The organism is Nocardia sp. NPDC051030, assembly GCF_040683015.1.
In the GTDB taxonomy this organism is placed as follows: domain Bacteria; phylum Actinomycetota; class Actinomycetes; order Mycobacteriales; family Mycobacteriaceae; genus Nocardia.
This window is the reverse complement of record NZ_JBFBCD010000001.1, coordinates 881,422-905,367: the sequence shown is the minus strand read 5'-3', so window position 1 is coordinate 905,367 and position 23,946 is coordinate 881,422. Positions and strand designations below refer to the sequence as shown.

Here is a 23,946-nt window from a genome sequence, read left to right as displayed (position 1 = left end):
ATGCGCGGCCTCTGGCCAACCCTGATCAAGCTCGTCGCCTTCATTCTGGTGACCGTGTTCGCCACCGGCATGCTGGCGGTGACCATTGCCAACTACGGTGGCGGCGGCACCAAGTTCAATGCCCGCTTCACCGATGTGACCTCGCTGAACAATGGCGACGAGGTGCGCATCGCGGGTGTCCGGGTGGGCAAGGTGACCAAGGTGTCCATCGTGGACAAGCGCCTGGCCAATGTGGAATTCGAACTGACGGACCGCAAATGGCTGCCCGACTCCACCATCGCGACCATCAAGTACCGCAACCTGGTCGGCCAGCGCTACATCTCGCTGGATCAGGGCACCGGCCAGCAGGGCCGCAAACTGAACAAGGGCGCGACCATCCCGCTGGAGCGGACCCGCAACGCACTCAATCTGACCGAGCTGTTCAACGGCTTCCGGCCGCTGTTCCAGACGCTCACGCCCGATGATGTGAACAAGCTGTCCTACAACATCATTCAGGTGTTCCAGGGCGAGGCGGGGACCATCAAGGATCTGGTCTCGCATACGGCGTCGCTCACCAACAAGATCGCCGACAAGGACGCGGTCATCGGTGCGCTGGTCAAGAACCTGAACGCGGTGCTCGACGCCGTGAATCAGCATGACGGCCAGCTGGATCAGCTCATCGTCAATACCGAGGCGCTGATCAGCGGCCTCAATGAGGAGCGCGGCGTGATCGGCTCGGCGGTCTCCTCGCTGGGCAATCTGGCCTCGGCCACCGCCGACCTGCTGGTGCCGGTGCGACCGAACCTGCAGGGCGCCATCGCGGGCCTGAGCCAGCTGACCGGCACCCTCAATGATCGCAAGGACGAGGTCGACGAGGGTCTGACCAACCTGCCGATCAAGATGGACAAGCTGGGCCGCGCCGCCTCGTACGGCTCCTGGTTCCAGTTCTACCTGTGCGGCATCGATCTCGTCGCCGGACCCGGCATCCAGGATGCGCCGCAGCTGAATCTGCCCGCGGCCATTCAGAACATGCCGACGGTGAACCAGCCGATCTACACCAATCCGGCTCCGCGCTGCCATGGGAAGGGAGGCCGCTGATGGACGACCGGGTAGTGCTCGGTAAGCGCAGTCCGGCGTTCATGGGCGGCATGGGCCTGATCATGGTCCTGCTCATCACCATGTCCGCCTTCAGCCTGGACAAGTTGCCGCTCCTGGGCGCAGGCACCAAATACACCGCCGAATTCTCCGAGGCCGCAGGGCTGAAGAAGGGCAATGAGGTCCGCATCGCCGGCGTCAAGGTCGGCGCGGTGCAGGACGTCCGCCTGGACGGGGACAAGGTGCTGGTCGACTTCCGCACCCAGGACGCCTGGGTGGGTGACGAGACCACCGCCTCCATCCAGATCAAGACGCTGCTGGGGCAGAAGTACCTGGCCCTGGATCCCAAGGGCGCGCACGCCGCCGATCCGGGCAAGCGAATCCCGCGGAGCCGCACCGTATCTCCCTACGACGTGGTGGACGCGTTCAGCGATGCCGCCAAGGATGTCGAGGAGACCAATACCGATCAGCTGGCACAGTCCATGCGGGTGCTGTCGGAGGCCTTCTCGGGCACGCCGCCGGAGATCCGCAATTCCATCGACGGCGTGAGCCGCCTGTCGGAAACCCTCGCCAAGCGTGACGACCAGCTCAAGGCGCTGTTCGCCAACACCAAGAAGACCACCCAGGTGCTGGCCGACCGCAATGCCGAATTCGAGCGGCTGCTCGCCAATGGCGGACAGCTGCTGGCCGAGCTGAACGTGCGCCAGTCCGCCATCGCCCAGCTGCTCGCCGGTGCGAAGACCATCGGTGCGGAACTGACCGCGCTGGTGCAGGACAACGAGGCGCAGATCGGTCCGGCGCTGACCAATCTGAACAAGACCATCGACCTGCTCAACGCGCACCAGGCCGACATCTCCAAGACACTCACCCTGGCCGCGCCCTTCTACGGGCTGTACTCCAATGTGCTGGGCACCGGCCGCTGGTTCGACGCGGTGATCACCAACCTGATTCCGCCCGCACTGCCCGATATCCCGGGTGACCGACCGCCGATTCGAAAGATGGGAGGCTAACTGTGGCAAGCAATCCGCTGACCGCTCTGAAGGCGTCCAGTCGCAAAAGCAAGACCATCGCCGCAGTGGCCGTCCTGGCGGTAGTGGCTGCCGGGCTCGGCTGGTGGGGCTTGGACAAGCTCACCACCACCACCATCACCGCGTACTTCGACAAGTCCGTCGGCATCTACGAGGGCTCCGACGTCCGCGTCCTGGGTGTCCCGATCGGCCATGTGGATTCGGTCGAGCCGGAGGGCGAGGTCGTCAAGGTCGTCATGTCGGTCGACCGCAAGTACGACATCCCCGCCGATGCCAAGGCCGCGCAGATCACGCCGTCCGTGGTGTCCGACCGGTACATCCAGCTGGCCCCGGCTTACAAGGGCGGCCCGAAGATGGGGCGCAATGCCACCATCCCGAAGGACCGCACCGCCACCCCGGTGGAGGTGGACCGCCTCTACAAGAGCATCACCGAACTCTCGGATGCCTTGGGCCCCAATGGCGCCAATAAGGACGGCGCGGTCAACGAGCTCGCTCGCACCGCGGCCGACAACCTCTCCGGCAATGGCGAGGCGCTCGGCAATAGCTTCACTCAGCTGTCCAAGGCCGCCAAGACGCTGTCGGATTCGCGCACGGACATCTTCGACACCGTGAAGAACCTGCAGACCTTTGTGGGGATGCTGGCTCAGAACGATTCGCAGGTGCGGGATTTCAATGTGCAGCTGGCCTCGCTGTCCGGCTTCCTGGCCGATGAGCGCAAGGATCTCGGCGATGCGCTGAGCCTGCTCTCGGTCGCGCTCGGCGATGTCGCCCGGTTCATCGATGACAATCGGGAACTGGTGCAGTCCAATGCCGATGCGCTGACCCAGCTCACCCAGACCCTCGCCGATCAGCGCGAGGATCTGGCCAAGGCGCTGCCGCTCATCCCGACCGCGCTGAGCAACCTGATCAATGTGCACAACGGTGAAACCGGCACCCTCGATATGCGCCCCAACTTCACCGACCTGCAGGACCCGTTCGGCGTCATCTGCAAGATGCTGGATCTGGGCAAGCTGCGCCCGGGAGACCCCAAGTTCGACGCCATCTCGCGACAGCTGGGGCCGATCCTGAACAACTGCAAGATCATTACCGACCAGCTCACGGCGGGCGTCAAGACGCCGACGCTGATCCTGCCGTTCGGCATCCTCAGCGGTGAGAACGAGCAGCGCAATACGGTCCCGGGCACCGTCCCCGGTGTCCCGTCCGATCAGGAAGCGCCGTCGCAGGGAGGTGGGCAGCGATGAAGGCCACCCGCATCGCCACGGTCGCCACGGCGCTGGGCGCGGTCACGCTGCTGGCCGGCGGCTGCGGCCTGAGCGCCTCCAGCATTCCGCTGCCGGGCGGCCCGAACGTGGGCGATCACCCGCTGCACATCGACATCCAATTCGCCGATGTGCTGGACCTGGTGCCGCAGTCCGCGGTCAAGGTGGACGGCGTGTCCGTCGGGCGGGTCGACAAGATCGAGCTCACCCCGGACGGCTGGACCGCCAGCGTCAAGACCGTGGTGAACTCCGACGTGAACCTGCCCGCCAATGCCCGGGCCGAGGTCAAGCAGACCAATCTGCTCGGCGAGAAGTTCATCCAATTGTCCGCTCCCGCAACCGATCCCTCCGCGGAACGGCTCAAGGACAATGCCACCATCAGGGTCGAGAACACCCGCACCGCCACCGAGACCGAACAGGTCCTCGGCGCGCTGTCGCTGCTGCTCAATGGCGGCGGCGTGGCCCAGCTGCAACCCATCGTGGTGGAGCTGAACAAGGCCCTGGACGGCCGCGACAACAAGGTGCGCTCACTGCTCGAGCAGGCCGACACCCTGATCAAGGGTCTCAATGACCAGGTCGACGACATCACCCGCGCGCTGGACGGCCTCGACACCCTGAGCAGCCGGGTCGGGCAGCAGACCGAGAAGATCTCCAAGGTCCTCGATGAGCTGCCGCAGGGCATCAAGATCCTGAACGAGCAACGGCCGCAACTGATCCAGTTGCTCTCGCAGCTGGATCGACTGGGCCAGGCCGGGTTCGACGTGCTCAACCACTCCAAGGACAATCTGATCACCGACCTCAGCTCGCTGCGGCCCACGCTGCAGGAGCTCGGCAAGTCGGCCGGTGACCTGGTGACCGCGTTCCCGCTCATCCCGACCTACCCGTTCCCCGACGAGGCGATCAAGTCCTCCTTCGGCGGTCAGGTCAATACCTGGCTGTCGGTCGACTTGCAGGTCGGCACCCTGCTGTCGAATCTCGGTGTGGGTAAACCGGATCCGGTGTACATACCGCCGCAGGGCCGTCAGGTGAACGTCGATCCGTCCAACCCGTACTACAACGGCAATGGCCCGCGCGGCGGCTGGCCGACGGTGTCGCTGCTGCCGCTGCCGCCGACCGTGGTGCGCCCGACCGCTGGAACCCCCGATCCGCTCGGATCGATCCTCGAGCAGCTGGGAGTGGGTGGTCCCCGATGACCCGTCTGGTGCGCAGTCAGCTGATCATGTTCGCCATCATCGCCGTGCTCGGCGTCGCCTTCGTCGGCGCGAAGTACGTGCGGCTGGACAATATGCTCGGCTTCGGGCTGTACAAGGTGACCATGATGGCTCCCGAGACCGGGAACCTGTCCAAGGGCGCGGAAGTCACCTACCGGGGCGTTCCGGTCGGGCGGGTCGGCGATCTGGACATCACCAAGGACGGCGTCCTGGTCACCCTCGAAATGGATTCCGGCGCACCCAAGGTGCCCAAGACCGCCAAGGCCGTGGTGGCCAATCGTTCCGCCATCGGTGAGCAGTACGTGGACCTCATGCCGACCAGCTCCGGCGGGCCGTACCTCAAGGACGGCTCGGTCATCGACGGCGCGACCGTGCCGATCCACGTCGAGACCCTGCTCTCCAGCGTCGACCACTTCGCCTCCTCGACCGATCTGGTCGCGCTGAGCACCGCGGTCACCGAGCTCGGCAAGGCCTTCGACGGCAAGGGCGGCGACCTGCAGGTTCTGGTGGACTCGCTCAATAAGTTCACCGCCACCGGCATCGAATCGCTGCCGCAGACCATGGACCTGATCCGGCAGTCCAAGACCGTGCTGGGCACGCAGGCCGAACAGGGCAGCTCCATCCGTCAGTTCAGCGACGGCCTGGACAAGCTGACCGCACAGCTGAAGTCGAGCGATCCGGACGTGCGCCGGCTCATCGGCACCGGCACCGACGCGGGCTCCTCGATCCAGCGCCTGCTGCAGGAGAGCGGTCCGGCCCTCACCAAGGACCTGACCAACCTGCGCTCGCTGCTGCTCACCATCTCGCCGAAGTTCTACGCGCTCAGCGCGGTGCTGCAGATGCTGCCGCTGCTGTCCATCGGCGGCTCGGCCACCGCACCCGGCGACGGCACCACCCACTTCGGCCTGGTGCTCGAGACCAATAACCCGCCCGCCTGCACCGTCGGCTATGAGGGCACCCAGGCGATCATCAATCAGATGAAGGCGCAGAACCCCAACTTCGACGATTCGCGCGATGACTTCCCGTTCAATACGGAAGCCAAATGCCTTGCCCCGCAGGGCAGCGAGACCGCCGTGCGCGGCGGCGAACGCGCCGAGCTGGCCGACCCGAGTGTCGCGCAGCCGTGGGACGACAAGCCGAAGTACGACCCGGAGAAGCTCAATCTGAACCCGGTCGGCACCCAGCTGGCCACGCTCATGGGCGTCACCCCCAAGAAGTGACGCACCACGGAGTCTGCGCGGGACCGCGAAGAGAGGAAAGTATGGTGGCGGCGTGAGCCAGCAAAAGGACAGCGACCAGGGGGCCAACCTCGAGAAACCGGACAGCGAGCCGGTGACCGAGACGAACCCCGAGTCGGGTTCCGAGACTGGCAGCGCGGCCGCTACCTCGGGCGAGACCGCGGCGGAGCCGACCGTCGTGATCGACGAGAAGCCCACCGTCGTGATCGACGAGAAGCCGACCGTCAAGGTATCGAAGCCGGATAAGGCTGCGACCGAACCGGTTTCGGAAGGTTTCGATCTGCACCGCGTGGTCACCCTCGGCTCGATCGCCCTGCTGGCGATCGCCGCCGTGGCCGCCGCCTGGTTCGGCGGTACCTGGATCATCGGCGGGCTGATCCAGGACAAGCCCCGCGCCGACGCGCGCGAGGCCGCCCTGGCCGGGGCGCAACAGGCCGCCATCAATATCACCTCGATGAACATCGACGATGTGGACGGCTCACTGAAGCTGGCCCGCTCGTCCATGACCGGCGATCTCCTCGACGCCTCCACGAAGAACGCCGAGCAGATCAAGAAGACCGTGCTCGAGTCCAATGTGAACATGAGCTCGAAGGTCTTCGGCGCCTCGGTCACCACGCTGAACTCCGAGAAGGATCGCGCCTCGACGCTGATCGTCATGGAGGTCACCGAGACCGGACAGGGCAAGCCCGCCTCCAAGCTGCGCTATACCTGGGCCGTCGACGTGGTGAAGAAGGACGACGTCTGGAAGGCCGATCAGGTCCAGGTCGTCGCCGATCCGGTCGTGCTCGGATCGGGGGCGCAGCAGAACGCGGCCCCGTCCACCACCACCGCCGCACCGCAGCCGACTACCCAGACGCCCGGCAACTAGGAGGGAGTGACCATGGCAAGCAAACGCCCCGTCAATCGGGTCACCCCGCAGCGCCGCCCGGCCGCCCAGCGCGCGTCCGGCTCCCGCCGCTCGGCCGAGGACGTCCGCTCCGACGAGACCGCCACCCGCGCCACCCCGCGCCCCGGCAAGACCGCCCAGCGTGGCCCCAGCCTCGCCAAGAAGCCCGCGCCACAGGGCAAGTCCGCGCCCGCCCGCAGGGTCGGTCTCTGGCAGACCTGGCGCACGGCGATCCTCTGCGGTGTCGCCGCCGTCCTGCTGGGCCTGTTCGCGCTGATGGCGGCCTTCCGCCCGGGCGTCGACGTCTCCAATCAGGCCTACGTCGACAACAAGGCCACCGATGAGGTGAAGGCGGCCGCGAACCACGCGCTGTCCACCCTCTACGGCTTCCAGGCCAAGGATGTCGACAAGTGGAAGTCCGAGGTCGGCACCGTGCTCACCGAGCAGATGCGCAAGGACCTCGAGAAGAACATCCAGACCACGATCGACAGCATCAAGCAGACCCAGACCGATACCAAGGTGACCACCGATCCGGTCGGCGTGACGCTACTTACCAGCGACCGGGCCGAGCTCTTGATCAATCTGAGTGTCGCCACGGTGAAGGACAACAAGCCCGAGCCCCTGGTTTCGGGTCCGATCCTGCTTCGGATGCAGAAGATCGACGGCCGCTGGCTGGCCTCGGAGATCGCCGATAAGTGACCCGCGACCGGCCGTTAGCTGTGCGAACGGCCAGTCATATCGGTGATCTTGTACTGGGGCAGGGGATCTCGCAATTGTCAACTCGTGCCGCCACTTGACGACTTTCGTCCGACCCGTCACGCTATTCACAACAACGGCGGCTGTCACAGGGGATCAGACGCCGATGCGGCCCCTTCGGAACGCAGCCAGCGGACACCAGGAGCCGGTCGGCAGACGGTGTTGGCAGTCGGCGGACGGTGTAAACATCGTCACGGACACGCTTCGGCGCGTTAGCCCGCGAGGGATCACCACGGGTGGTACTTTGACACCCCCGTAGGTTTGGGTGTAGTTTTGGACGTTGCGCTGGCTGCCTCCTGTCCATACCTTGATCGCATCACGAAAGTTCACCCTTCCGGTGTTACTTCCGCTGCTTGCTGTTCGGGTTTCGTTCGGGCTGTAACCAGCGGAATTCGTAGCAGACAAGCGACGGTCGCGGACCACCACGCGACGCGCGTGAGGTGCTGGAAGGACGCATCTTGGCAGTCTCCACCCAGACCAAGGCCGGTATCCCCGGAGCCCCGAAGCGGGTGTCTTTCGCGAAGATCAGGGAGCCTCTCGAGGTCCCGGGTCTTCTCGATCTACAAACCGACTCTTTCAACTGGCTGATCGGTTCACCGAACTGGCGGGAGCTCGCGACATCGCGCGGCGACGTCAATCCGGTGGGTGGCCTCGAGGAGGTGCTCGAAGAGCTTTCGCCGATCGAGGACTTCTCGGGTTCCATGTCCCTGTCCTTCTCCGACCCGCGCTTCGAAGAGGTCAAGGCCTCCATCGAGGAGTGCAAGGACAAGGACATGACCTACGCGGCGCCGCTCTTCGTCACCGCGGAGTTCATCAACAACAACACCGGTGAGATCAAGTCTCAGACGGTCTTCATGGGTGATTTCCCGATGATGACCGACAAGGGCACGTTCATCATCAACGGCACCGAGCGCGTGGTCGTCTCGCAGCTGGTCCGTTCGCCGGGTGTGTATTTCGATGATTCCATCGACAAGTCCACCGAGAAGACGCTGCACTCCGTGCGTGTCATCCCCTCGCGTGGCGCGTGGCTGGAGTTCGACGTCGACAAGCGCGACACCGTCGGTGTGCGCATCGACCGCAAGCGCCGGCAGCCGGTCACCGTGCTGCTGAAGGCCCTGGGCCTGACCGCCGAGGAGATCACCGAGCGCTTCGGCTTCTCGGAGATCATGATGTCCACCCTGGAGAAGGACAGCACTCCGGGTCAGGACGAGGCGCTGCTGGACATCTACCGCAAGCTGCGTCCGGGCGAGCCGCCGACCAAGGAGTCCGCGCAGACCCTGCTGGAGAACCTGTTCTTCAAGGACAAGCGCTATGACCTGGCGCGCGTTGGTCGCTACAAGATCAACAAGAAGCTGGGCCTGAACCTGGACAAGCCGGTCATCGGCTCGACGCTGACCCGCGAGGACATCGTCGCCACCATCGAGTACCTGGTGCGCCTGCACCAGGGCGACCGGAACATGACCGCCCCCGGCGGCCAGGAAGTTCCCGTCGGCGTCGATGACATCGACCACTTCGGCAACCGTCGTCTGCGCACCGTGGGCGAGCTGATCCAGAACCAGATCCGGGTCGGCCTCTCCCGTATGGAACGCGTTGTGCGTGAGCGCATGACGACTCAGGACGTCGAGGCGATCACGCCGCAGACCCTGATCAACATCCGTCCCGTCGTGGCCGCGATCAAGGAGTTCTTCGGAACTTCGCAGCTGTCGCAGTTCATGGACCAGAACAACCCGCTCTCGGGTCTGACCCACAAGCGCCGCCTGTCGGCGCTGGGCCCGGGTGGTCTGTCCCGTGAGCGCGCCGGCCTGGAAGTCCGAGACGTTCACCCGTCGCACTACGGCCGCATGTGCCCGATCGAGACCCCGGAAGGCCCGAACATCGGCCTGATCGGTTCGCTCTCGGTCTACGCGCGGGTCAACCCGTTCGGTTTCATCGAGACCCCGTACCGCAAGGTCGCGAACGGTCGCGTCACGGACGAGGTCAAGTACCTCACCGCCGATGAAGAGGACCGCCACATCCGCGCCCAGGCGAACTCGCCGGTCGACGCGGACGGCAACTTCCTCGAGCCGAAGGTCCTCGCTCGCAAGGGCAATGAGGAGATGGAATACGTCACGGCCGACGAGGTCGACTACATGGACGTCTCGCCGCGCCAGATGGTGTCGGTCGCGACCGCCATGATTCCGTTCCTCGAGCACGACGACGCCAACCGTGCCCTGATGGGCGCGAACATGCAGCGTCAGGCCGTGCCGCTGGTCCGTTCCGAGGCGCCGCTGGTCGGCACCGGTATGGAGCTGCGTGCCGCGGTCGACGCCGGCGACGTGGTCGTGAACCAGAAGGCCGGTGTGGTGGAAGAGGTTTCGGCCGACTTCATCACCGTCATGCACGACGACGGCACCCGCCGCTCGTACCGCATGCGCAAGTTCGAGCGCTCCAACCAGGGCACCTGCGCCAACCAGCGTCCGATCGTGGACGAGGGCATGCGCGTGGAGTCCGGGCATGTCCTCGCCGACGGTCCGTGCACCCAGAACGGTGAGATGGCGCTCGGCAAGAACCTGCTCGTGGCGATCATGCCGTGGGAAGGCCACAACTACGAGGACGCGATCATCCTGTCGCAGCGTCTCGTCGAGGACGACGTCCTCACCTCGATCCACATCGAGGAGCACGAGATCGACGCGCGCGACACCAAGCTGGGCGCGGAGGAGATCACCCGGGACATCCCGAACGTCTCCGATGAGGTCCTGGCGGATCTGGATGAGCGCGGCATCGTGCGCATCGGCGCCGAGGTTCGTGACGGCGACATCCTGGTCGGCAAGGTCACCCCGAAGGGCGAGACCGAGCTGACCCCCGAAGAGCGCCTGCTGCGCGCCATCTTCGGTGAGAAGGCTCGCGAAGTTCGCGACACCTCGCTCAAGGTGCCCCACGGTGAGTCCGGCAAGGTCATCGGCGTCCGCGTGTTCTCGCGCGATGACGACGACGATCTGCCCCCCGGTGTGAACGAGCTTGTGCGCGTTTACGTTGCGCAGAAGCGCAAGATCCAGGACGGCGACAAGCTCGCCGGCCGCCACGGCAACAAGGGTGTCATCGGCAAGATCCTCCCGCAGGAGGACATGCCGTTCCTGCCCGACGGCACCCCCGTCGACATCATCCTGAACACCCACGGTGTGCCGCGTCGTATGAACATCGGTCAGGTGCTGGAAACCCATCTGGGTTACATCGCCAAGACCGGTTGGCAGGTCGAAGGCTCTCCCGAGTGGGCGAAGAACCTGCCCGAGGAGATGCTGGGCCAGCCCGGCGACACGAATATCGCCACCCCGGTGTTCGACGGTGCGCGCGAGGAAGAGCTGACCGGCCTGCTCGGTTCGACGATTCCGAACCGCGACGGCGAGAAGATGATCGACGACAACGGCAAGGCGGTGCTGCTCGACGGCCGCTCCGGCGAGCCGTTCCCGTACCCGGTCTCGGTCGGTTACATGTACATCCTGAAGCTGCACCACCTGGTCGACGACAAGATCCACGCGCGTTCGACCGGTCCGTACTCGATGATCACGCAGCAGCCGCTGGGTGGTAAGGCGCAGTTCGGTGGTCAGCGATTCGGTGAAATGGAGTGCTGGGCCATGCAGGCCTACGGCGCTGCGTACACCCTGCAGGAGCTCCTCACCATCAAGTCCGATGACGTGGTCGGCCGCGTGAAGGTGTACGAGGCGATCGTCAAGGGCGAGAACATTCCGGAGCCCGGTATCCCGGAGTCGTTCAAGGTTCTGCTCAAGGAACTCCAGTCGCTGTGCCTGAACGTCGAGGTGCTGTCCTCGGACGGTGCCGCGATCGAAATGCGCGACGGTGACGACGAGGACCTGGAGCGCGCCGCGGCGAACCTGGGTATCAACCTGTCCCGCAACGAGGCTGCGACGGTCGACGACCTGGCGCAGTAAGAGCGATCGGTCTGGGAGCGCCTCGCGAGAAGCGCTCCCAGGCAACGGATTTAGCGAACTTTTGCTCATACTCAACCCGAACAGGGGAAAGGAAGTTACGTGCTAGACGTCAACTTCTTCGATGAACTCCGGATCGGCCTGGCCTCCGCTGAAGACATCAGAAACTGGTCTTTCGGTGAGGTGAAGAAGCCGGAGACCATCAACTACCGCACGCTCAAGCCGGAGAAGGATGGCTTGTTCTGCGAGAAGATCTTCGGTCCCACCCGGGACTGGGAGTGCTACTGCGGTAAGTACAAGCGTGTCCGCTTCAAGGGCATCATCTGCGAGCGCTGTGGCGTCGAGGTCACTCGCGCCAAGGTGCGTCGTGAGCGGATGGGCCATATCGAGCTGGCCGCTCCGGTCACCCACATCTGGTACTTCAAGGGCGTGCCTTCGCGCCTGGGCTACCTGCTGGACCTGGCGCCGAAGGATCTCGAGAAGATCATCTACTTCGCCGCCTACGTCATCACCTCGGTGGACGACGAGCTCCGTCACAACGAGCTGTCCACCCTCGAGGCCGAGATGGAGGTCGAGAAGAAGCAGGTCGCCGACCAGCGCGACGCCGACCTCGAGGCGCGCGCCCAGAAGCTGGAAGCCGATATCGCCGAGCTGGAGGCCGAGGGCGCCAAGTCCGACGTCCGCCGCAAGGTGAAGGACGGCGGCGAGCGCGAAATGCGTCAGCTGCGCGACCGCGCCCAGCGTGAGCTGGATCGTCTCGACGAGATCTGGACCACCTTCGTCAAGCTGGCCAAGAAGCAGCTGATCATCGACGAGATCATCTACCGCGAGCTGCAGGACCGCTACGGCGAGTACTTCACCGGTGCGATGGGTGCCGAGGCGATCCAGAAGCTCATGGAGACCTTCGACATCCCGGCCGAGGCCGAGAACCTGCGCGAGACCATTCGCTCGGGCAAGGGCCAGAAGAAGCTTCGCGCGCTGAAGCGTCTGAAGGTTGTCGCCGCGTTCCAGATGAACGGCAACTCGCCCATGGGCATGGTGCTGGACGCTGTCCCGGTGATCCCGCCGGAGCTGCGCCCGATGGTGCAGCTGGACGGTGGCCGCTTCGCGACCTCCGACCTGAACGACCTGTACCGCCGCGTTATCAACCGCAACAACCGTTTGAAGCGACTGATCGATCTGGGTGCGCCCGAGATCATCGTGAACAACGAGAAGCGCATGCTTCAGGAGTCGGTGGACGCGCTGTTCGACAACGGCCGTCGTGGCCGTCCGGTCACCGGTCCGGGTAACCGCCCGCTGAAGTCCCTGAGCGATCTGCTCAAGGGCAAGCAGGGTCGTTTCCGTCAGAACCTCTTGGGCAAGCGTGTCGACTACTCGGGCCGTTCGGTCATCGTGGTCGGTCCGCAGCTCAAGCTGCACCAGTGTGGTCTGCCCAAGCTGATGGCGCTCGAGCTGTTCAAGCCGTTCGTCATGAAGCGTCTGGTGGATCTCAACCACGCGCAGAACATCAAGTCCGCCAAGCGGATGGTCGAGCGTCAGCGCGCTCAGGTGTGGGACGTCCTCGAAGAGGTCATCTCCGAGCACCCGGTGCTGCTGAACCGTGCGCCCACCCTGCACCGCCTGGGTATCCAGGCCTTCGAGCCGCTGCTGGTCGAAGGTAAGGCCATCCAGCTGCACCCGCTCGTGTGTGAGGCGTTCAACGCCGACTTCGACGGTGACCAGATGGCCGTGCACCTTCCGCTGTCCGCGGAGGCGCAGGCCGAGGCCCGCATCCTGATGCTGTCCTCGAACAACATCCTGTCGCCGGCCTCGGGTCGTCCGCTCGCCATGCCGCGTCTGGACATGGTGACCGGTCTGTACTACCTGACTCGCCTGAACGAGGGCGCGGTCGGCGAGTACAAGCCCGCCGCCAAGGACGCGGCCGAGTTCGGCGTCTACTCCTCGCCCGCCGAGGCGCAGATGGCCGTCGACCGTGGCGATCTGACCGTGCGCTCGATGATCAAGGTCCGCCTGACCGAACAGCGTCCGTCGAAGGACATCGAGGCCGAGCTGTTCCCCGAAGGCTGGCGTCGCGGCGATGCGTGGACTGCCAAGACCACGCTCGGCCGGGTCATCTTCAACGAGCTGCTCCCGGCGGACTACGCGTTCATCGATGAGTCGATGCCGAAGAAGCGTCAGGCGGCGATCATCAATGATCTCGCCGAGCGTTATCCGATGATTGTCGTGGCGCAGACCGTCGACAAGCTGAAGGACGCGGGCTTCTACTGGGCCACTCGCTCCGGTGTCACCGTCGCCATGTCGGACGTGCTCGTTCCGCCGGAGAAGCCGGAGATCATGGAGCGCTACGAGGCGCTCGCCGATCAGATCGAGAAGAAGTACCAGCGCGGTGCTTTGGACCACCAGGAGCGCAACAACGCCCTGGTCAAGATCTGGCAGGAAGCGACCGAAGAGGTCGGTACGGCGCTGCGTGCGCACTACCCGGCCGACAACCCGATCATCACGATCGTCGACTCGGGCGCGACCGGTAACTTCACCCAGACTCGTACCCTCGCGGGTATGAAGGGCCTGGTTACCAACCCGAAGGGTGAATTCATCCCGCGGCCGATCAAGTCCTCGTTCCGTGAGGGCCTGACCGTTCTCGAGTACTTCATCAATACGCACGGTGCCCGTAAGGGTCTGGCCGACACCGCGCTTCGTACCGCCGACTCGGGTTACCTGACCCGTCGTCTGGTGGACGTGTCGCAGGACGTCATCGTGCGCGAGACCGACTGTGGCACCGAGCGCGGCATCGTGGTGCCGATCGCGGAGAAGCAGGCCGACGGCTCGCTCATCCGTGACGCCCACGTGGAGACCAGCACCTACGCTCGTACGCTGGCCACCGACGCGCTGGACGCCAAGGGCAACGTCATCATCGCGAAGGGTCACGATCTCGGCGACCCGGCTCTGGATGCGCTGCTCGAGGCCGGTATCACCGAGGTGAAGGTCCGCTCCGTGCTGACCTGCACCACCGGCACCGGCGTGTGTGCGACCTGCTACGGCCGCTCGATGGCGACCGGCAAGCTGGTCGACATCGGTGAGGCCGTCGGTATCGTCGCCGCGCAGTCCATCGGTGAGCCCGGTACCCAGCTGACCATGCGTACCTTCCACCAGGGTGGTGTCGCGGGTGACGACATCACGGGTGGTCTGCCCCGAGTGCAGGAGCTTTTCGAGGCTCGTGTGCCCAAGGGCAAGGCACCCATCGCCGAGGTGTCGGGCCGGGTCCGCATGGAGGACGACGACCGCTTCTACAAGATCACGATCATTCCGGACGACGGTTCGGACGAAGTGGTCTACGACAAGCTGTCGAAGCGTCAGCGTCTGCGTGTCTTCAAGCACGAGGACGGCTCCGAGCGTCTGCTCGCCGACGGTGACCACGTCGAGGTCGGTCAGCAGCTGCTCGAGGGCTCTGCCGATCCGCACGAGGTGCTCCGCGTGATGGGCCCGCGTCAGGTGCAGATCCACCTGGTCCACGAGGTCCAGGAGGTGTACCGCTCGCAGGGTGTGTCCATCCACGACAAGCACATCGAGGTGATCGTCCGCCAGATGCTGCGTCGCGTCACCATCATCGATTCGGGTGCCACCGAGTTCCTGCCCGGCTCCCTGGTGGAGCGCGCCGAGTTCGAGTCCTCGAACCGTCGCGTGGTCGCCGAGGCGGCCGAGCCGGCCTCGGGCCGCCCGGTCCTGATGGGTATCACCAAGGCATCGCTGGCGACGGATTCGTGGCTCTCGGCGGCCTCCTTCCAGGAGACCACCCGCGTGCTCACCGACGCCGCCATCAACTGCCGCTCCGACAAGCTGATCGGCTTGAAGGAGAACGTGATCATCGGCAAGCTGATCCCGGCCGGTACCGGCATCAACCGTTACCGGAACATCCAGGTTCAGCCGACCGAAGAGGCGCGCCAGGCCGCGTACGCTGTCCCGTCCTACGACGACAGCTACTACAGCCCGGACGGCTTCGGCACCTCCACCGGTGCCGCGGTGCCGCTGGACGACTACGGCTTCAGCGACTACCGCTGAACCGCTAGGTAGCCAACAACACTCGGCCCCCGCTCCGATCCGGAGCGGGGGCCGAGTGCATTCCGGGCCATGGTCGCGATACCGCGCGGTAGTCTGCTGCTATGACAGCTCCTCGGCTCGGGTCTGTTTGCCGCTCTGTTCGCCACGGTGTATTCGTGGCGATGCTCTGCGGCGCGGCAGCCTCCACGGTCGCGACCGTTCCGGGGGCGGCGGCTCCCGTGGACAGTGGATTCGGCGGGTGTCACAAGGGGAGCGTGCTCACCGGTGAGCGAATGGCCGGAACCGGAAGCGCCGGGCAGAGCGTGCGCCGCAAGGGCGACCTGTGGGACTGCACCAGCTCGCTGCTGCCGGGTATCACGTCCGGGCGTTTCCGCGCCGAATTGCCTTGGCTGGGTTTCGGTTCCGTGACCTCGGGAACCTTCGAATGGTCCGACGGCAGCGTCAGCACCGTGACCGGATATCCGAATACGCTCTGGCAGATCACGACTGGTCCGGGCGCGGGCCATGTCCTCCGATTCGATCTCGCGACCGAGATGAACGGCGACTGGTATTACACCGACAACAGCATGGCGATCGACGGCGCGACGTTCGTGGAGTAGCCGCCCTCGAGCAGTCCCCGCACACACGAAATCGCCCCCGCTTCGTAGGAAGCGGGGGCGAGTGTCGTTGTGCGAGTGGTCAATTCCCTTGCGGTGCGGGGAGTGCGTCGAACAGCGGGCGTCCCGCTTGCGAGGCTCCGGGGACCAGGGAGTCGGCGTAGGCGAGGGCGGCGTCCACCGCCGCCTGGCCGCCGGACTGCTGCAGGCCGATGGCTCCGCCGATCAGGCCGCCGATGACGGTGGTGATCGGGACGGTGATGAAGTCGACCACGAACAGCCCGGCCGGGAAGCCGAGCAGGAAGCCGATCCCGCCGCCGATGGCCGCGCCGGTGAGCACGCCATCCATATTGGCCTGGACCACGTCGAAGAAGCGCTGCTGGGCGTCGATATCGCGCAGTGCGGCAGGGGATTCGGCGACGGGGGTGAGGGTGAGGGTGCGGTGGTCGTTCTCGATCTTCGGGGTGAGTTCGAGGGTCTTGCCCGCGATGTCGTACTTCAGCGGGACGGTGGCGATGGAGATGCCCGAATCAGCGGTGACGACAATGGCTTCGCCGTCCCAGGTCGCCAGGAAGCGACCGGCTTGCAGATTGGTGACGGTGGCGCGCTTGTCGTCGGTGAGCGCGACCTGATAGCCGACATTGTGGTCGGTGCCCCGCACCTGGAGTGCGGGCTGCGCGGGAGCCGCCGGATCGGCGGCGGCGGTGCCCGCGGTGGCGACGGCGGTCAGGCAGAGGAGCAGTGGCGCAATGGTTTTGCTGATACCCATATCGGTTCTCTCGCGTTGCGGTCGGTCCCCCGGTATTGCGACAAACCGTACCGTTATCAAACCGAGATAGGAAGTCGGCGGCGCAACTGGGTCAGTTCACGGCTCACCGAGCCGCACCACCACGACTCCGGTGAGAATCAGTGCCCCGCCGAGCAATTGGATGGCATGCGGGGTCTCGCCCAGTAGCGCCCAGGAGAACACGATGGCCGCCAGCACCTCGGACAGGGCCGCGAAGGAGGCCAGCCGGGAGCCGAGCAGACGGGTCGCGGCAATGCCGGAGACGTAGGAGACGGCGGCCGTCACCACGCCGAGCGCCAGCAGCGGCACCCACCAGGCCACCGAGAAGCCGTGGAACGCAACGGTATTCATGGTGGCGTGCAGCGGCACGACGCCGAGCAGCCCGGCGATCAGGATGCCCAGTCCGCCGATGAGCAGGCCGCCGGTGGCCAGCACCGTGCCGGGCACGGCATCGCCGCCGTGCGCGGAGAGAATGAAATACCCTGCCGCGCCGACCATTGCGGCGAATGCCCAGGCCATGCCGATCCAGCTGGTGCTGACCCCGGAGGTCAGGTCGAGCACCAGGACCAGCCCGGCCACGCCGATGATCGCGCCGAGCACCGTGATGCGATTGGGTTTCTGACTGTGGTGCAGCCACAGCCAGCCGACGACGGCAATGGGCGCGGTGTATTCGATGAGCAGCGCCACGCCCACGGTCATGTGCTGGACCGCATTGAAGTAGGACAGCTGCGCGCCCGCGACCGCGAGCAGGCCGTAGCCCGCCAGCAGACCGGCATTGCGCCGCAAGAGATTCCAGTCGGCTTGCAATTGTCTGAGGGCGATGGGCAGCAGCACCGCCGCGCCCAGGAGTACGCGCACGATCACCGCGGCCGCGGGGCTCCACCCCGCATTGATCAATCCCCGGGCCAGTGGTCCGGAGAGTCCGAATGCCGATGCCGACAGGGCGGCGCAGAGCAACCCTGATCGCAGCCGGTCGCCTATCGCCTTGTCATGAGTCAACACCGTCATGACTAATGACGGTAAGGATCGAATATGTAATATGTCAATATGGTTTTTGCTCATGACACCGTCGCGGCCCTGGCCGCGGCCGTAGAGCTGGTGAACTCGGCCGAACCGCCGGACACGATGACCGAAACAGCCCAGCTGAAAGACTTTTTCGTCAAGCACGGCTACACCGGCGACCGGACCGGCGACACCGCCGAACTGGCGGCCGTCCGCGCCCAGCGCGCCCCCATGCGCGCACTTCTCACCGCCGACCGCGACACCGCCGTGGACCTGGTGAACAACATCCTGACCACCCACCGCGCCGTGCCCCAACTGGTCCGCCACGACGATCTCGACTACCACATCCACGCGGTGGCCTATGAGGCTCCGCTGCCCGTCCGCATTGCCGTCGAGACCGCCATGGCCATGATCGACGTCATTCGCGCCGACGAAATGAGCCGCCTCGCGGTCTGTGCCGACGACACCTGCGAGGGCATCGTTCTGGACCTGTCCCGCAACCGTTCCCGCCGCTATTGCAGCACCGCCTGCGGCAATCGCAATGCGGTGGCGGCCTACCGCGCGCGGCAGCGGTGACGCCGAACTAGTCGGCGCGCACCGTATTTCGCTCCGCGAGCCGATCCCGAAGTCCGTCGAGCAGGGTCGTGAGCCCGAATTCGAAGCTGCTCTCCGGTGCGGCGTTGTAGTCGGTCCCGGCGGCGCGCTCGATGCGGGACCGCAGTCGCGGATAGTGCATGGCCACCTCGGTGGCCTCCGAAATCGCCTCGGAGAGCTGCGCTTCCGGATCGCGGTCATTGCGCCCGAGCCGACGTTTGAGTGAGACGTCGGCCGCCGCGCCGACGGCATTGCCGAGTACGAACATGAAGACGGTGGCGGTGGCCTGATCGGCCTGGTCGTCGTCGAATCCGGCCTTCTCGAAGACTTCCAGCATCCGGTCGTCGTGCCGGGACTTGTTGGGGCCGTAGAGCAGATACCCGGCCTGCGCCTGCACAACCCAGGGATGCCGGGTGATCATCGCGTACATGCTGCCGGTCATGGACTGGGCCGCCGCACGCCATTCCTGGGCGTCCACATCGGGGAGCGCGATCTCCCCCCACACCTCGTCGGTCGCGAGCCGGACCAGATTGTCCTTGTTCTTGACGTGCCAGTACATGGCCGTGGCCGCGGAGTCGAGGCGTTTGCCGAGGCTGCGCATGTTCAGTCCGTCCAGGCCCTCCTCGTCGAGGAGCTCGATGGCGGTGCGGACGATCTGTTCGCGGGTGAGGGTGTCGCGGGCCATGCGCCTCACAGTAGGCGCTCACCAGCCACTTTCACAAAGTTCAAGAAATCTCTTGCACTAAGTTCAAATGGACGGGTAGCTTCGCTTTTACAAAGTTCAAGTCGGACCGCCGCAGGGCGGACCAGAATCAGGGAGAGTCACCATGAACGTCATCATCGCCACCGCCGAACTCATCGCCGCCGCTGCTTTCGTGAGCATGCCGATCGTTCGCAATCGCTACGGCACCGCCGCCATGGCCACCGCCGAAGCCGAACTGGCCCGCCAAGGCGTGCGCACCACCGCCCTGCGCGAGAACGGCATGCGCTTCGATGCCAGCGGCCACGAATGGTGGGCACCGGGCGGTATGGCCGCCCTGCTGGTACTCATGGCGGGCTTGAACCTGGCCAGCTTCGACTGGATGCGCCCGGTGAACTGGGTCGTCATGGTCGCGCTCTTGCTGGCAAATTCGATCATCGTCTACAGCAACCTGACCGCAGTGCAGTCGGTGCAGGCGGCCTTCGGTCGGAAGAACGATCCGGAACTGGCCCGCATCGACGTTCCCGTGCTGATCAAGGCCGCCGAGGACGGCTTCCCGGCCTGGACCTGGACGCTCCAGAACATTCGCAACGCGCTGGTTTTCGCGGGTGCCATCGCGGGCATTCTGAGCCTGATCTTCGCCTGACGGCGAATGGTGGGCTCGCCGATGCGGTGTTAGCGTGCCCGTTGGCTGTACGAGTTCGATGAGGGGTCTCCCGGTAATGAGTTCGAGAACGCAAGCGCCCCTGCGTCCGTATGACGTGGTTCTGATCGGGGGCGGGGTCATGAGCGCCACGCTCGCCATCCTGCTCAAGCATGTGGAACCCACCTGGTCGATCGCGGTGTTCGAGCGCCTGCCGGAGGTCGCGCAGGAGGCCTCGGCGGCCTGGCACAATGCCGGGACCGGGCACGCCGGATTATGTGAACTCAATTACACGAGCGAGAACCCCGACGGCTCCATCGATTTCGAGAAGGCCGTCACCGTCAATGAGCAGTTCCAGCAGAGCCGCCAACTGTGGGCCGCGCTGGTGGAGGCCGGAGTTCTCGGCAAGCCGGAAACTTTCATCAATCCCATGCCGCATATGACGCTGGTGCAGGGGTCGGACGACGTGAAGTTCCTGCGGCGCAGGCAGGAAGCCATGTCCGCGCACCCGCTGTTCACGTCCATGCGATTCAGCGACGATCCGAAGGTCATCGGCGACTGGGCCCCGCTGCTCACGCAATCCCGCGAGAGCACCGAACCCATTGCCGCCACCCGCGATATCACCGGCAGCGATATCGATTTCGGTGAGCTCACCGCCCAGATGTTCCACTACCTGAAATCCGCGGGCGTGACGGTGTACCGCCGCAATGAGGTCGTCGGATTGAGCCGCAGCAATGACGGCACCTGGAAACTGAAGGTGCACCACTACACCGACCGGGACCGCTTCACCCACCTCGTGGATGCCCGTTTCGTCTTCGCGGGCGCGGGCGGTTACGCGCTGAAGATGTTGCAGAAGGCCGGTATTCCGGAGGCGCGCGGTTTCGGCCTGCTGCCCGTGAGCGGCCGCTTCCTGCGCTGCGACAATCCGGAGATCGTGGACCGGCACGAGGCCAAGGTGTACGGCAAGGCCCCGGAGGGTGCACCGCCGATTTCCATGCCGCACTTGGATACTCGCATCGTGGACGGCCGCCGCGCCATCCTGTTCGGACCGTATCCGGGCGCGAATCCGAAATTCCTGAAGCACGGTTCGATGCTGGATGCCGTCGCCTCGCTGCGCCCGCACAACCTTGGCCCGCTGACCGGCATGCTCGGCGGCAATCTCGGACTGGTGTGGCTGCTCGCCTCTCAGGTGGCGAGCACCCGGAAGAAGAAGTTGGCGCTGCTGCGTGAATTCGCCCCGGCCGCCGATCCGGCCGACTGGACGATGATCACCGCGGGCCAGCGCGCCCAGGTGGTCAAGCGCGATGCCGAGGGCCGCGGTGCGCTGCAATTCGGCACCGAAGTGGTTGCCGCGCACGATGGTTCGATCGCCGCGGTGCTGGGCGCTTCGCCGGGAGCCTCCACCGCCCCCGCCATTCTGCTGGATGTGCTGGACCGCTGCTTCCCGCGCTATCGTCCCTACTGGGCTCCGCGGCTTCGCGAGCTGATCCCCACGCTCGGCGTCAGCCTGGCGCATGACCCGCGCCTGGCCCGCCAGACCATGCTGCGCACCGCCGAAGTCCTCGGCCTGGCCGCGCCGTTGCCACCAGATCACGAGGCCTGACGGGTTCTGGCAGGAAGATGCCGTAGACAAGCCCCTCGCACTCCCGGTATGAAATTAGAACACGTTTCAATTCAGCTGCCCCGGCAGCGCAGGTGTTCGACAGGGAGATGCGATGGACAGCGCCACTATGGGTGATCTGGTGATGGAGGGCTTCAAGAAGCTGGGCTTCATCCAATTCACCGGCATCGAAGCGGTCGAATACGCCAGCGGCCGCAATGTCGTCAGCATGGCTCCCCGCCCCGAGCACCTCAACCACAATGGCGACGTCCACGCCGCCTTACTCTTCGGCCTGGCCGAAACCGCCGCCATGGGCGCATCCATCTCCGGCATAGTCGACCTGATGGGCCAGACCTTCATCGTCGCTCGGGACGGCCGCATCACCTACCTGGCCCGAGCCAAGGGTGAAGCCGGACCCTTCCTCGCCACCTCGGAACTGACCGCCGACACCATCGCCCAAACCCGCGCCGACATCGAAGCCCGAGTCGAAATCGAACTCGAGGTCCCGGTAACCATCACGGACGCCACCGGAAAAGCCGTCGCCTCAGCAGCATTCACCGCAGTAATCCGCCCCCGAAGGCAGTAATCAAGATCAAGGAGCTGTGGTGGCGTGATTCTTCTCGAAAATCCGCCACCACAGCTCCTTGATCTTGAAAGGTCAGCGTTCGCTGTCGAGCATGGCCATTTGGGCTGTGGCGTAGCGGTCTCCGGCGACCTGGTCGGCGGGGACGGCGGCCTCGATGGCGGCCAGTTCGGATTCGGACAGTTGGATGTCCACCGCGGCTGCGGCTTCGGCCCAGCGTTCCGGGCGGCGTGCGCCGATGATCGGGACGATGTCCGCGCCGCGGGACAGGGCCCAGGCGATGGCGAGTTGGGCGACGGTCACGTCATGCGTGGCCGCGATGGCGGCGAGGGCATCCACCAATCGCAGGTTGGCGGTGAGGTTTTCGCCCTGGAAGCGCGGGGAGTGCGCCCGGAAGTCGGTGAGCGCGAACTGCTGGCCGCCGCGCATCGAATCGCTGAGCAGGCCGCGGGACAGCACGCCGTAGGCGGTGATGCCGATGCCGAGTTCGCGTGCGGTGGGCAGGATTTCGGCTTCGATACCGCGCGAGATGAGCGAGTACTCGATCTGGAGATCGGCGATCGGATGTACCGCGGCGGCGCGGCGCAGGGTCTCCGCGCCCACCTCGGAGAGGCCGATGTGCCGCACGTACCCGGCCTTCACCATGTCGGCGATCGCGCCCACGGTCTCCTCGATGGGCACATTCGGGTCGAGGCGGGCGGGCCGGTAGATGTCGATGTAATCCACACCGAGCCGTTGCATCGAGTAGGTGAGGAAGTTGCGCATGGCCTCGGGCCGGGTGTCGACGCCGCCGAAGCCGCCGTCGGGTCCGCGCAGCGCGCCGAACTTCACGCTGAGCAGCAGGTCCTCGCGCTTGCGGTCGGCGATGGCGCGGCCGATGAGCATTTCATTGTGGCCCGCGCCGTAGAAGTCGCCGGTGTCGATCAGATTCGCCCCGGAGTCGAGGGCATCGTGAATGGTTGCGAGGGAAGCGGTTTCGTCGGCCGCGCCGTACACGCCGGACATGCCCATCGCGCCGAGGCCGATGCGGGAGACGCGGGGCCCGGTCTGGCCGAGCTGGACGGTGTCGAGGTTCTTTGTCATACCGATTACCTTGCGCCGCCACGGAGGATGCCGGGAGAGGAGCGTTCATCCAGGGATCGCCGATCCCTGGATGCGGGTGTCACGCCCTCCGAATGGTGATGTCGCCGAACTGGGTCCGGGCGTACACCTTTGCGGTGTCCGCGTCCGCACCGTTCGGTTCGCCGGTCACGTCGAGCCGATTGTTCACCCGGCCCGCCGCGGAATACATATCGAGCCAGGTCGCGGTGCCCTCGCGAATGCCGATATCGATGCCGCCCACCGAGGTCTTGAATGTCACCGAGCCCCGGGACAACTCGCCGATCCGCAGGCTGCCATTGGCGGAGGTCACGGTGAGATCGGCGGCGACCCGGTCGACGGACAGGCCGCCATTGGCCAGTTTGGCGCGCAATTCTCCGGTCAGTTCGCCGATCCAGATGCTGCCGTTGGAGCTGGTCACCACCGTGGTGGCGTCGGTCTCGCCGATGCGCACCTCACCGGTCGCCGTGGTGACCGTGGTGGTGCCGGTGGCGTGGCCGACGGTGACATCGCCGCCGCCCGTCATCACCTTCAATGCCCCGACCTGGTCGAGGCGAATCGAGCCCGTGGTCTTGAGGTCGGCGTCGCCGAGAATGCCGTCGCAGGCCACGGTGCCGAATTCCACGGTGCCGCGCACCTGCGAACGCGTCGGCAGTTCCACCGTGACATCGATGGAGCCCGGACGACCGAACAGGCCCTTCCACTTCTCGGACGACTTGATCAGCAACTGGCCGTTCGCATATTCGACCTTCACCTTTTCGGCGGAGCGCACATCGCGGTCCTTGGACTTGTCGCTGGGACGGACCTCGACGACCGTATCTGCGCGGTCGCTCGCGACGACGTCGACGGAGCCGACGAGCAACCCCAGGGTGAGCACGATCGGCTTGGGGGTTTCGAACTTGGGCATGATGG

19 protein-coding genes are annotated in these 23,946 nt (G+C 65.5%); 14 read left to right on the top strand and 5 right to left on the bottom strand.

Features of this window, described 5'->3' with window-relative positions:
• The 10 genes from AB0N05_RS03805 to AB0N05_RS03760 all read left to right on the top strand — a co-directional run bounded on the left by AB0N05_RS03805 (position 1) and on the right by AB0N05_RS03760 (position 16,030).
• Positions 1-1,077: an MlaD family protein gene (locus AB0N05_RS03805; RefSeq protein WP_364687467.1), complete on the top strand. Its 1,077-nt coding sequence runs from the start codon at positions 1-3 to the stop codon at positions 1,075-1,077.
• A complete protein-coding gene (locus tag AB0N05_RS03800; RefSeq protein ID WP_364687151.1) occupies positions 1,077-2,084 on the top strand; it encodes an MCE family protein in 1,008 nt (335 codons plus the stop codon). Before AB0N05_RS03805 ends, AB0N05_RS03800 begins: the two co-directional genes overlap by 1 nt.
• Positions 2,085-2,101: 17 nt before the next feature.
• Positions 2,102-3,343 (top strand): MCE family protein, encoded by a 1,242-nt coding sequence (locus tag AB0N05_RS03795; protein WP_364687465.1) that lies wholly within the window; start codon positions 2,102-2,104, stop codon positions 3,341-3,343.
• Positions 3,340-4,554, top strand: a complete 1,215-nt coding sequence (locus tag AB0N05_RS03790) for an MCE family protein (RefSeq protein ID WP_364687150.1) — start codon at positions 3,340-3,342, stop codon at positions 4,552-4,554. Before AB0N05_RS03795 ends, AB0N05_RS03790 begins: the two co-directional genes overlap by 4 nt.
• Entirely contained in the window at positions 4,551-5,792 is a 1,242-nt protein-coding gene (locus AB0N05_RS03785) for an MlaD family protein (RefSeq protein ID WP_364687148.1), read from the top strand. The genes AB0N05_RS03790 and AB0N05_RS03785 overlap by 4 nt, the downstream gene beginning before the upstream one ends.
• Positions 5,793-5,844: 52 nt before the next feature.
• On the top strand, positions 5,845-6,678 hold the full coding sequence (locus tag AB0N05_RS03780; protein ID WP_364687146.1) for a hypothetical protein: 834 nt from the start codon (positions 5,845-5,847) through the stop codon (positions 6,676-6,678).
• A gap of 12 nt (positions 6,679-6,690) precedes the next feature.
• Positions 6,691-7,395: a hypothetical protein gene (locus AB0N05_RS03775; protein WP_364687144.1), complete on the top strand. Its 705-nt coding sequence runs from the start codon at positions 6,691-6,693 to the stop codon at positions 7,393-7,395.
• A 497-nt stretch (positions 7,396-7,892) separates the two neighbouring features.
• Complete coding sequence (locus tag AB0N05_RS03770) at positions 7,893-11,378, top strand: DNA-directed RNA polymerase subunit beta (RefSeq protein ID WP_364687142.1); 3,486 nt, start codon at positions 7,893-7,895, stop codon at positions 11,376-11,378.
• 99 nt (positions 11,379-11,477) lie between these two features.
• The gene (locus tag AB0N05_RS03765) at positions 11,478-15,431 is read left to right on the top strand and encodes a DNA-directed RNA polymerase subunit beta' (RefSeq protein ID WP_364687140.1); all 3,954 of its coding nucleotides are present in this window, start codon (positions 11,478-11,480) and stop codon (positions 15,429-15,431) included.
• Between the two features lie 155 nt (positions 15,432-15,586).
• Positions 15,587-16,030: a hypothetical protein gene (locus tag AB0N05_RS03760; RefSeq protein WP_364687138.1), complete on the top strand. Its 444-nt coding sequence runs from the start codon at positions 15,587-15,589 to the stop codon at positions 16,028-16,030.
• Between the two features lie 79 nt (positions 16,031-16,109).
• Here the strand turns inward: AB0N05_RS03760 and AB0N05_RS03755 are convergent, their stop codons facing one another.
• Both AB0N05_RS03755 and AB0N05_RS03750 read right to left on the bottom strand, forming a co-directional pair.
• Entirely contained in the window at positions 16,110-16,796 is a 687-nt protein-coding gene (locus AB0N05_RS03755; protein ID WP_364687136.1) for a hypothetical protein, read from the bottom strand.
• Between the two features lie 96 nt (positions 16,797-16,892).
• Complete coding sequence (locus AB0N05_RS03750; RefSeq protein ID WP_364687134.1) at positions 16,893-17,822, bottom strand: DMT family transporter; 930 nt, start codon at positions 17,820-17,822, stop codon at positions 16,893-16,895.
• A 39-nt stretch (positions 17,823-17,861) separates the two neighbouring features.
• Here AB0N05_RS03750 and AB0N05_RS03745 point away from each other — a divergent pair, with 39 nt between their 5' ends.
• Complete coding sequence (locus AB0N05_RS03745; RefSeq protein WP_364687132.1) at positions 17,862-18,392, top strand: CGNR zinc finger domain-containing protein; 531 nt, start codon at positions 17,862-17,864, stop codon at positions 18,390-18,392.
• Between the two features lie 7 nt (positions 18,393-18,399).
• Here AB0N05_RS03745 and AB0N05_RS03740 read toward each other — a convergent pair whose 3' ends face one another.
• A complete protein-coding gene (locus AB0N05_RS03740; protein ID WP_364687130.1) occupies positions 18,400-19,095 on the bottom strand; it encodes a TetR/AcrR family transcriptional regulator C-terminal domain-containing protein in 696 nt (231 codons plus the stop codon).
• A gap of 142 nt (positions 19,096-19,237) precedes the next feature.
• On the opposite strand from AB0N05_RS03740, the gene AB0N05_RS03735 reads away from it, so the two are divergent.
• From AB0N05_RS03735 to AB0N05_RS03725, 3 genes are all read left to right on the top strand, one after another.
• A complete protein-coding gene (locus AB0N05_RS03735) occupies positions 19,238-19,756 on the top strand; it encodes a hypothetical protein (RefSeq protein WP_364687128.1) in 519 nt (172 codons plus the stop codon).
• 76 nt (positions 19,757-19,832) lie between these two features.
• The gene (gene mqo / locus AB0N05_RS03730; RefSeq protein WP_364687126.1) at positions 19,833-21,356 is read left to right on the top strand and encodes a malate dehydrogenase (quinone); all 1,524 of its coding nucleotides are present in this window, start codon (positions 19,833-19,835) and stop codon (positions 21,354-21,356) included.
• Between the two features lie 112 nt (positions 21,357-21,468).
• Complete coding sequence (locus AB0N05_RS03725; protein WP_364687124.1) at positions 21,469-21,939, top strand: PaaI family thioesterase; 471 nt, start codon at positions 21,469-21,471, stop codon at positions 21,937-21,939.
• Positions 21,940-22,011: 72 nt separating this feature from the next.
• On the opposite strand, the gene AB0N05_RS03720 is transcribed toward AB0N05_RS03725, so the two are convergent.
• Both AB0N05_RS03720 and AB0N05_RS03715 read right to left on the bottom strand, forming a co-directional pair.
• Entirely contained in the window at positions 22,012-23,019 is a 1,008-nt protein-coding gene (locus tag AB0N05_RS03720; RefSeq protein WP_364687122.1) for an aldo/keto reductase, read from the bottom strand.
• 79 nt (positions 23,020-23,098) lie between these two features.
• Positions 23,099-23,941, bottom strand: coding sequence for a DUF4097 family beta strand repeat-containing protein (locus tag AB0N05_RS03715; RefSeq protein ID WP_364687120.1), 843 nt, complete (start codon positions 23,939-23,941; stop codon positions 23,099-23,101).
• Positions 23,942-23,946: the final 5 nt, after the last annotated feature.

Coding starts and splice junctions, on each gene's coding strand:
- mqo (WP_364687126.1), top strand. CDS start 19,833: ATGAGTTCGAGAACGCAAGCGCCCCTGCGTCCGTATGACGTGGTTCTG.
- AB0N05_RS03790 (WP_364687150.1), top strand. CDS start 3,340: ATGAAGGCCACCCGCATCGCCACGGTCGCCACGGCGCTGGGCGCGGTC.
- AB0N05_RS03755 (WP_364687136.1), bottom strand. CDS start 16,796: ATGGGTATCAGCAAAACCATTGCGCCACTGCTCCTCTGCCTGACCGCC.
- AB0N05_RS03775 (WP_364687144.1), top strand. CDS start 6,691: ATGGCAAGCAAACGCCCCGTCAATCGGGTCACCCCGCAGCGCCGCCCG.
- AB0N05_RS03785 (WP_364687148.1), top strand. CDS start 4,551: ATGACCCGTCTGGTGCGCAGTCAGCTGATCATGTTCGCCATCATCGCC.
- AB0N05_RS03745 (WP_364687132.1), top strand. CDS start 17,862: ATGGTTTTTGCTCATGACACCGTCGCGGCCCTGGCCGCGGCCGTAGAG.
- AB0N05_RS03720 (WP_364687122.1), bottom strand. CDS start 23,019: ATGACAAAGAACCTCGACACCGTCCAGCTCGGCCAGACCGGGCCCCGC.
- AB0N05_RS03740 (WP_364687130.1), bottom strand. CDS start 19,095: ATGGCCCGCGACACCCTCACCCGCGAACAGATCGTCCGCACCGCCATC.
- AB0N05_RS03805 (WP_364687467.1), top strand. CDS start 1: ATGCGCGGCCTCTGGCCAACCCTGATCAAGCTCGTCGCCTTCATTCTG.
- AB0N05_RS03715 (WP_364687120.1), bottom strand. CDS start 23,941: ATGCCCAAGTTCGAAACCCCCAAGCCGATCGTGCTCACCCTGGGGTTG.
- AB0N05_RS03725 (WP_364687124.1), top strand. CDS start 21,469: ATGGACAGCGCCACTATGGGTGATCTGGTGATGGAGGGCTTCAAGAAG.
- AB0N05_RS03800 (WP_364687151.1), top strand. CDS start 1,077: ATGGACGACCGGGTAGTGCTCGGTAAGCGCAGTCCGGCGTTCATGGGC.
- AB0N05_RS03750 (WP_364687134.1), bottom strand. CDS start 17,822: ATGACGGTGTTGACTCATGACAAGGCGATAGGCGACCGGCTGCGATCA.
- AB0N05_RS03735 (WP_364687128.1), top strand. CDS start 19,238: ATGAACGTCATCATCGCCACCGCCGAACTCATCGCCGCCGCTGCTTTC.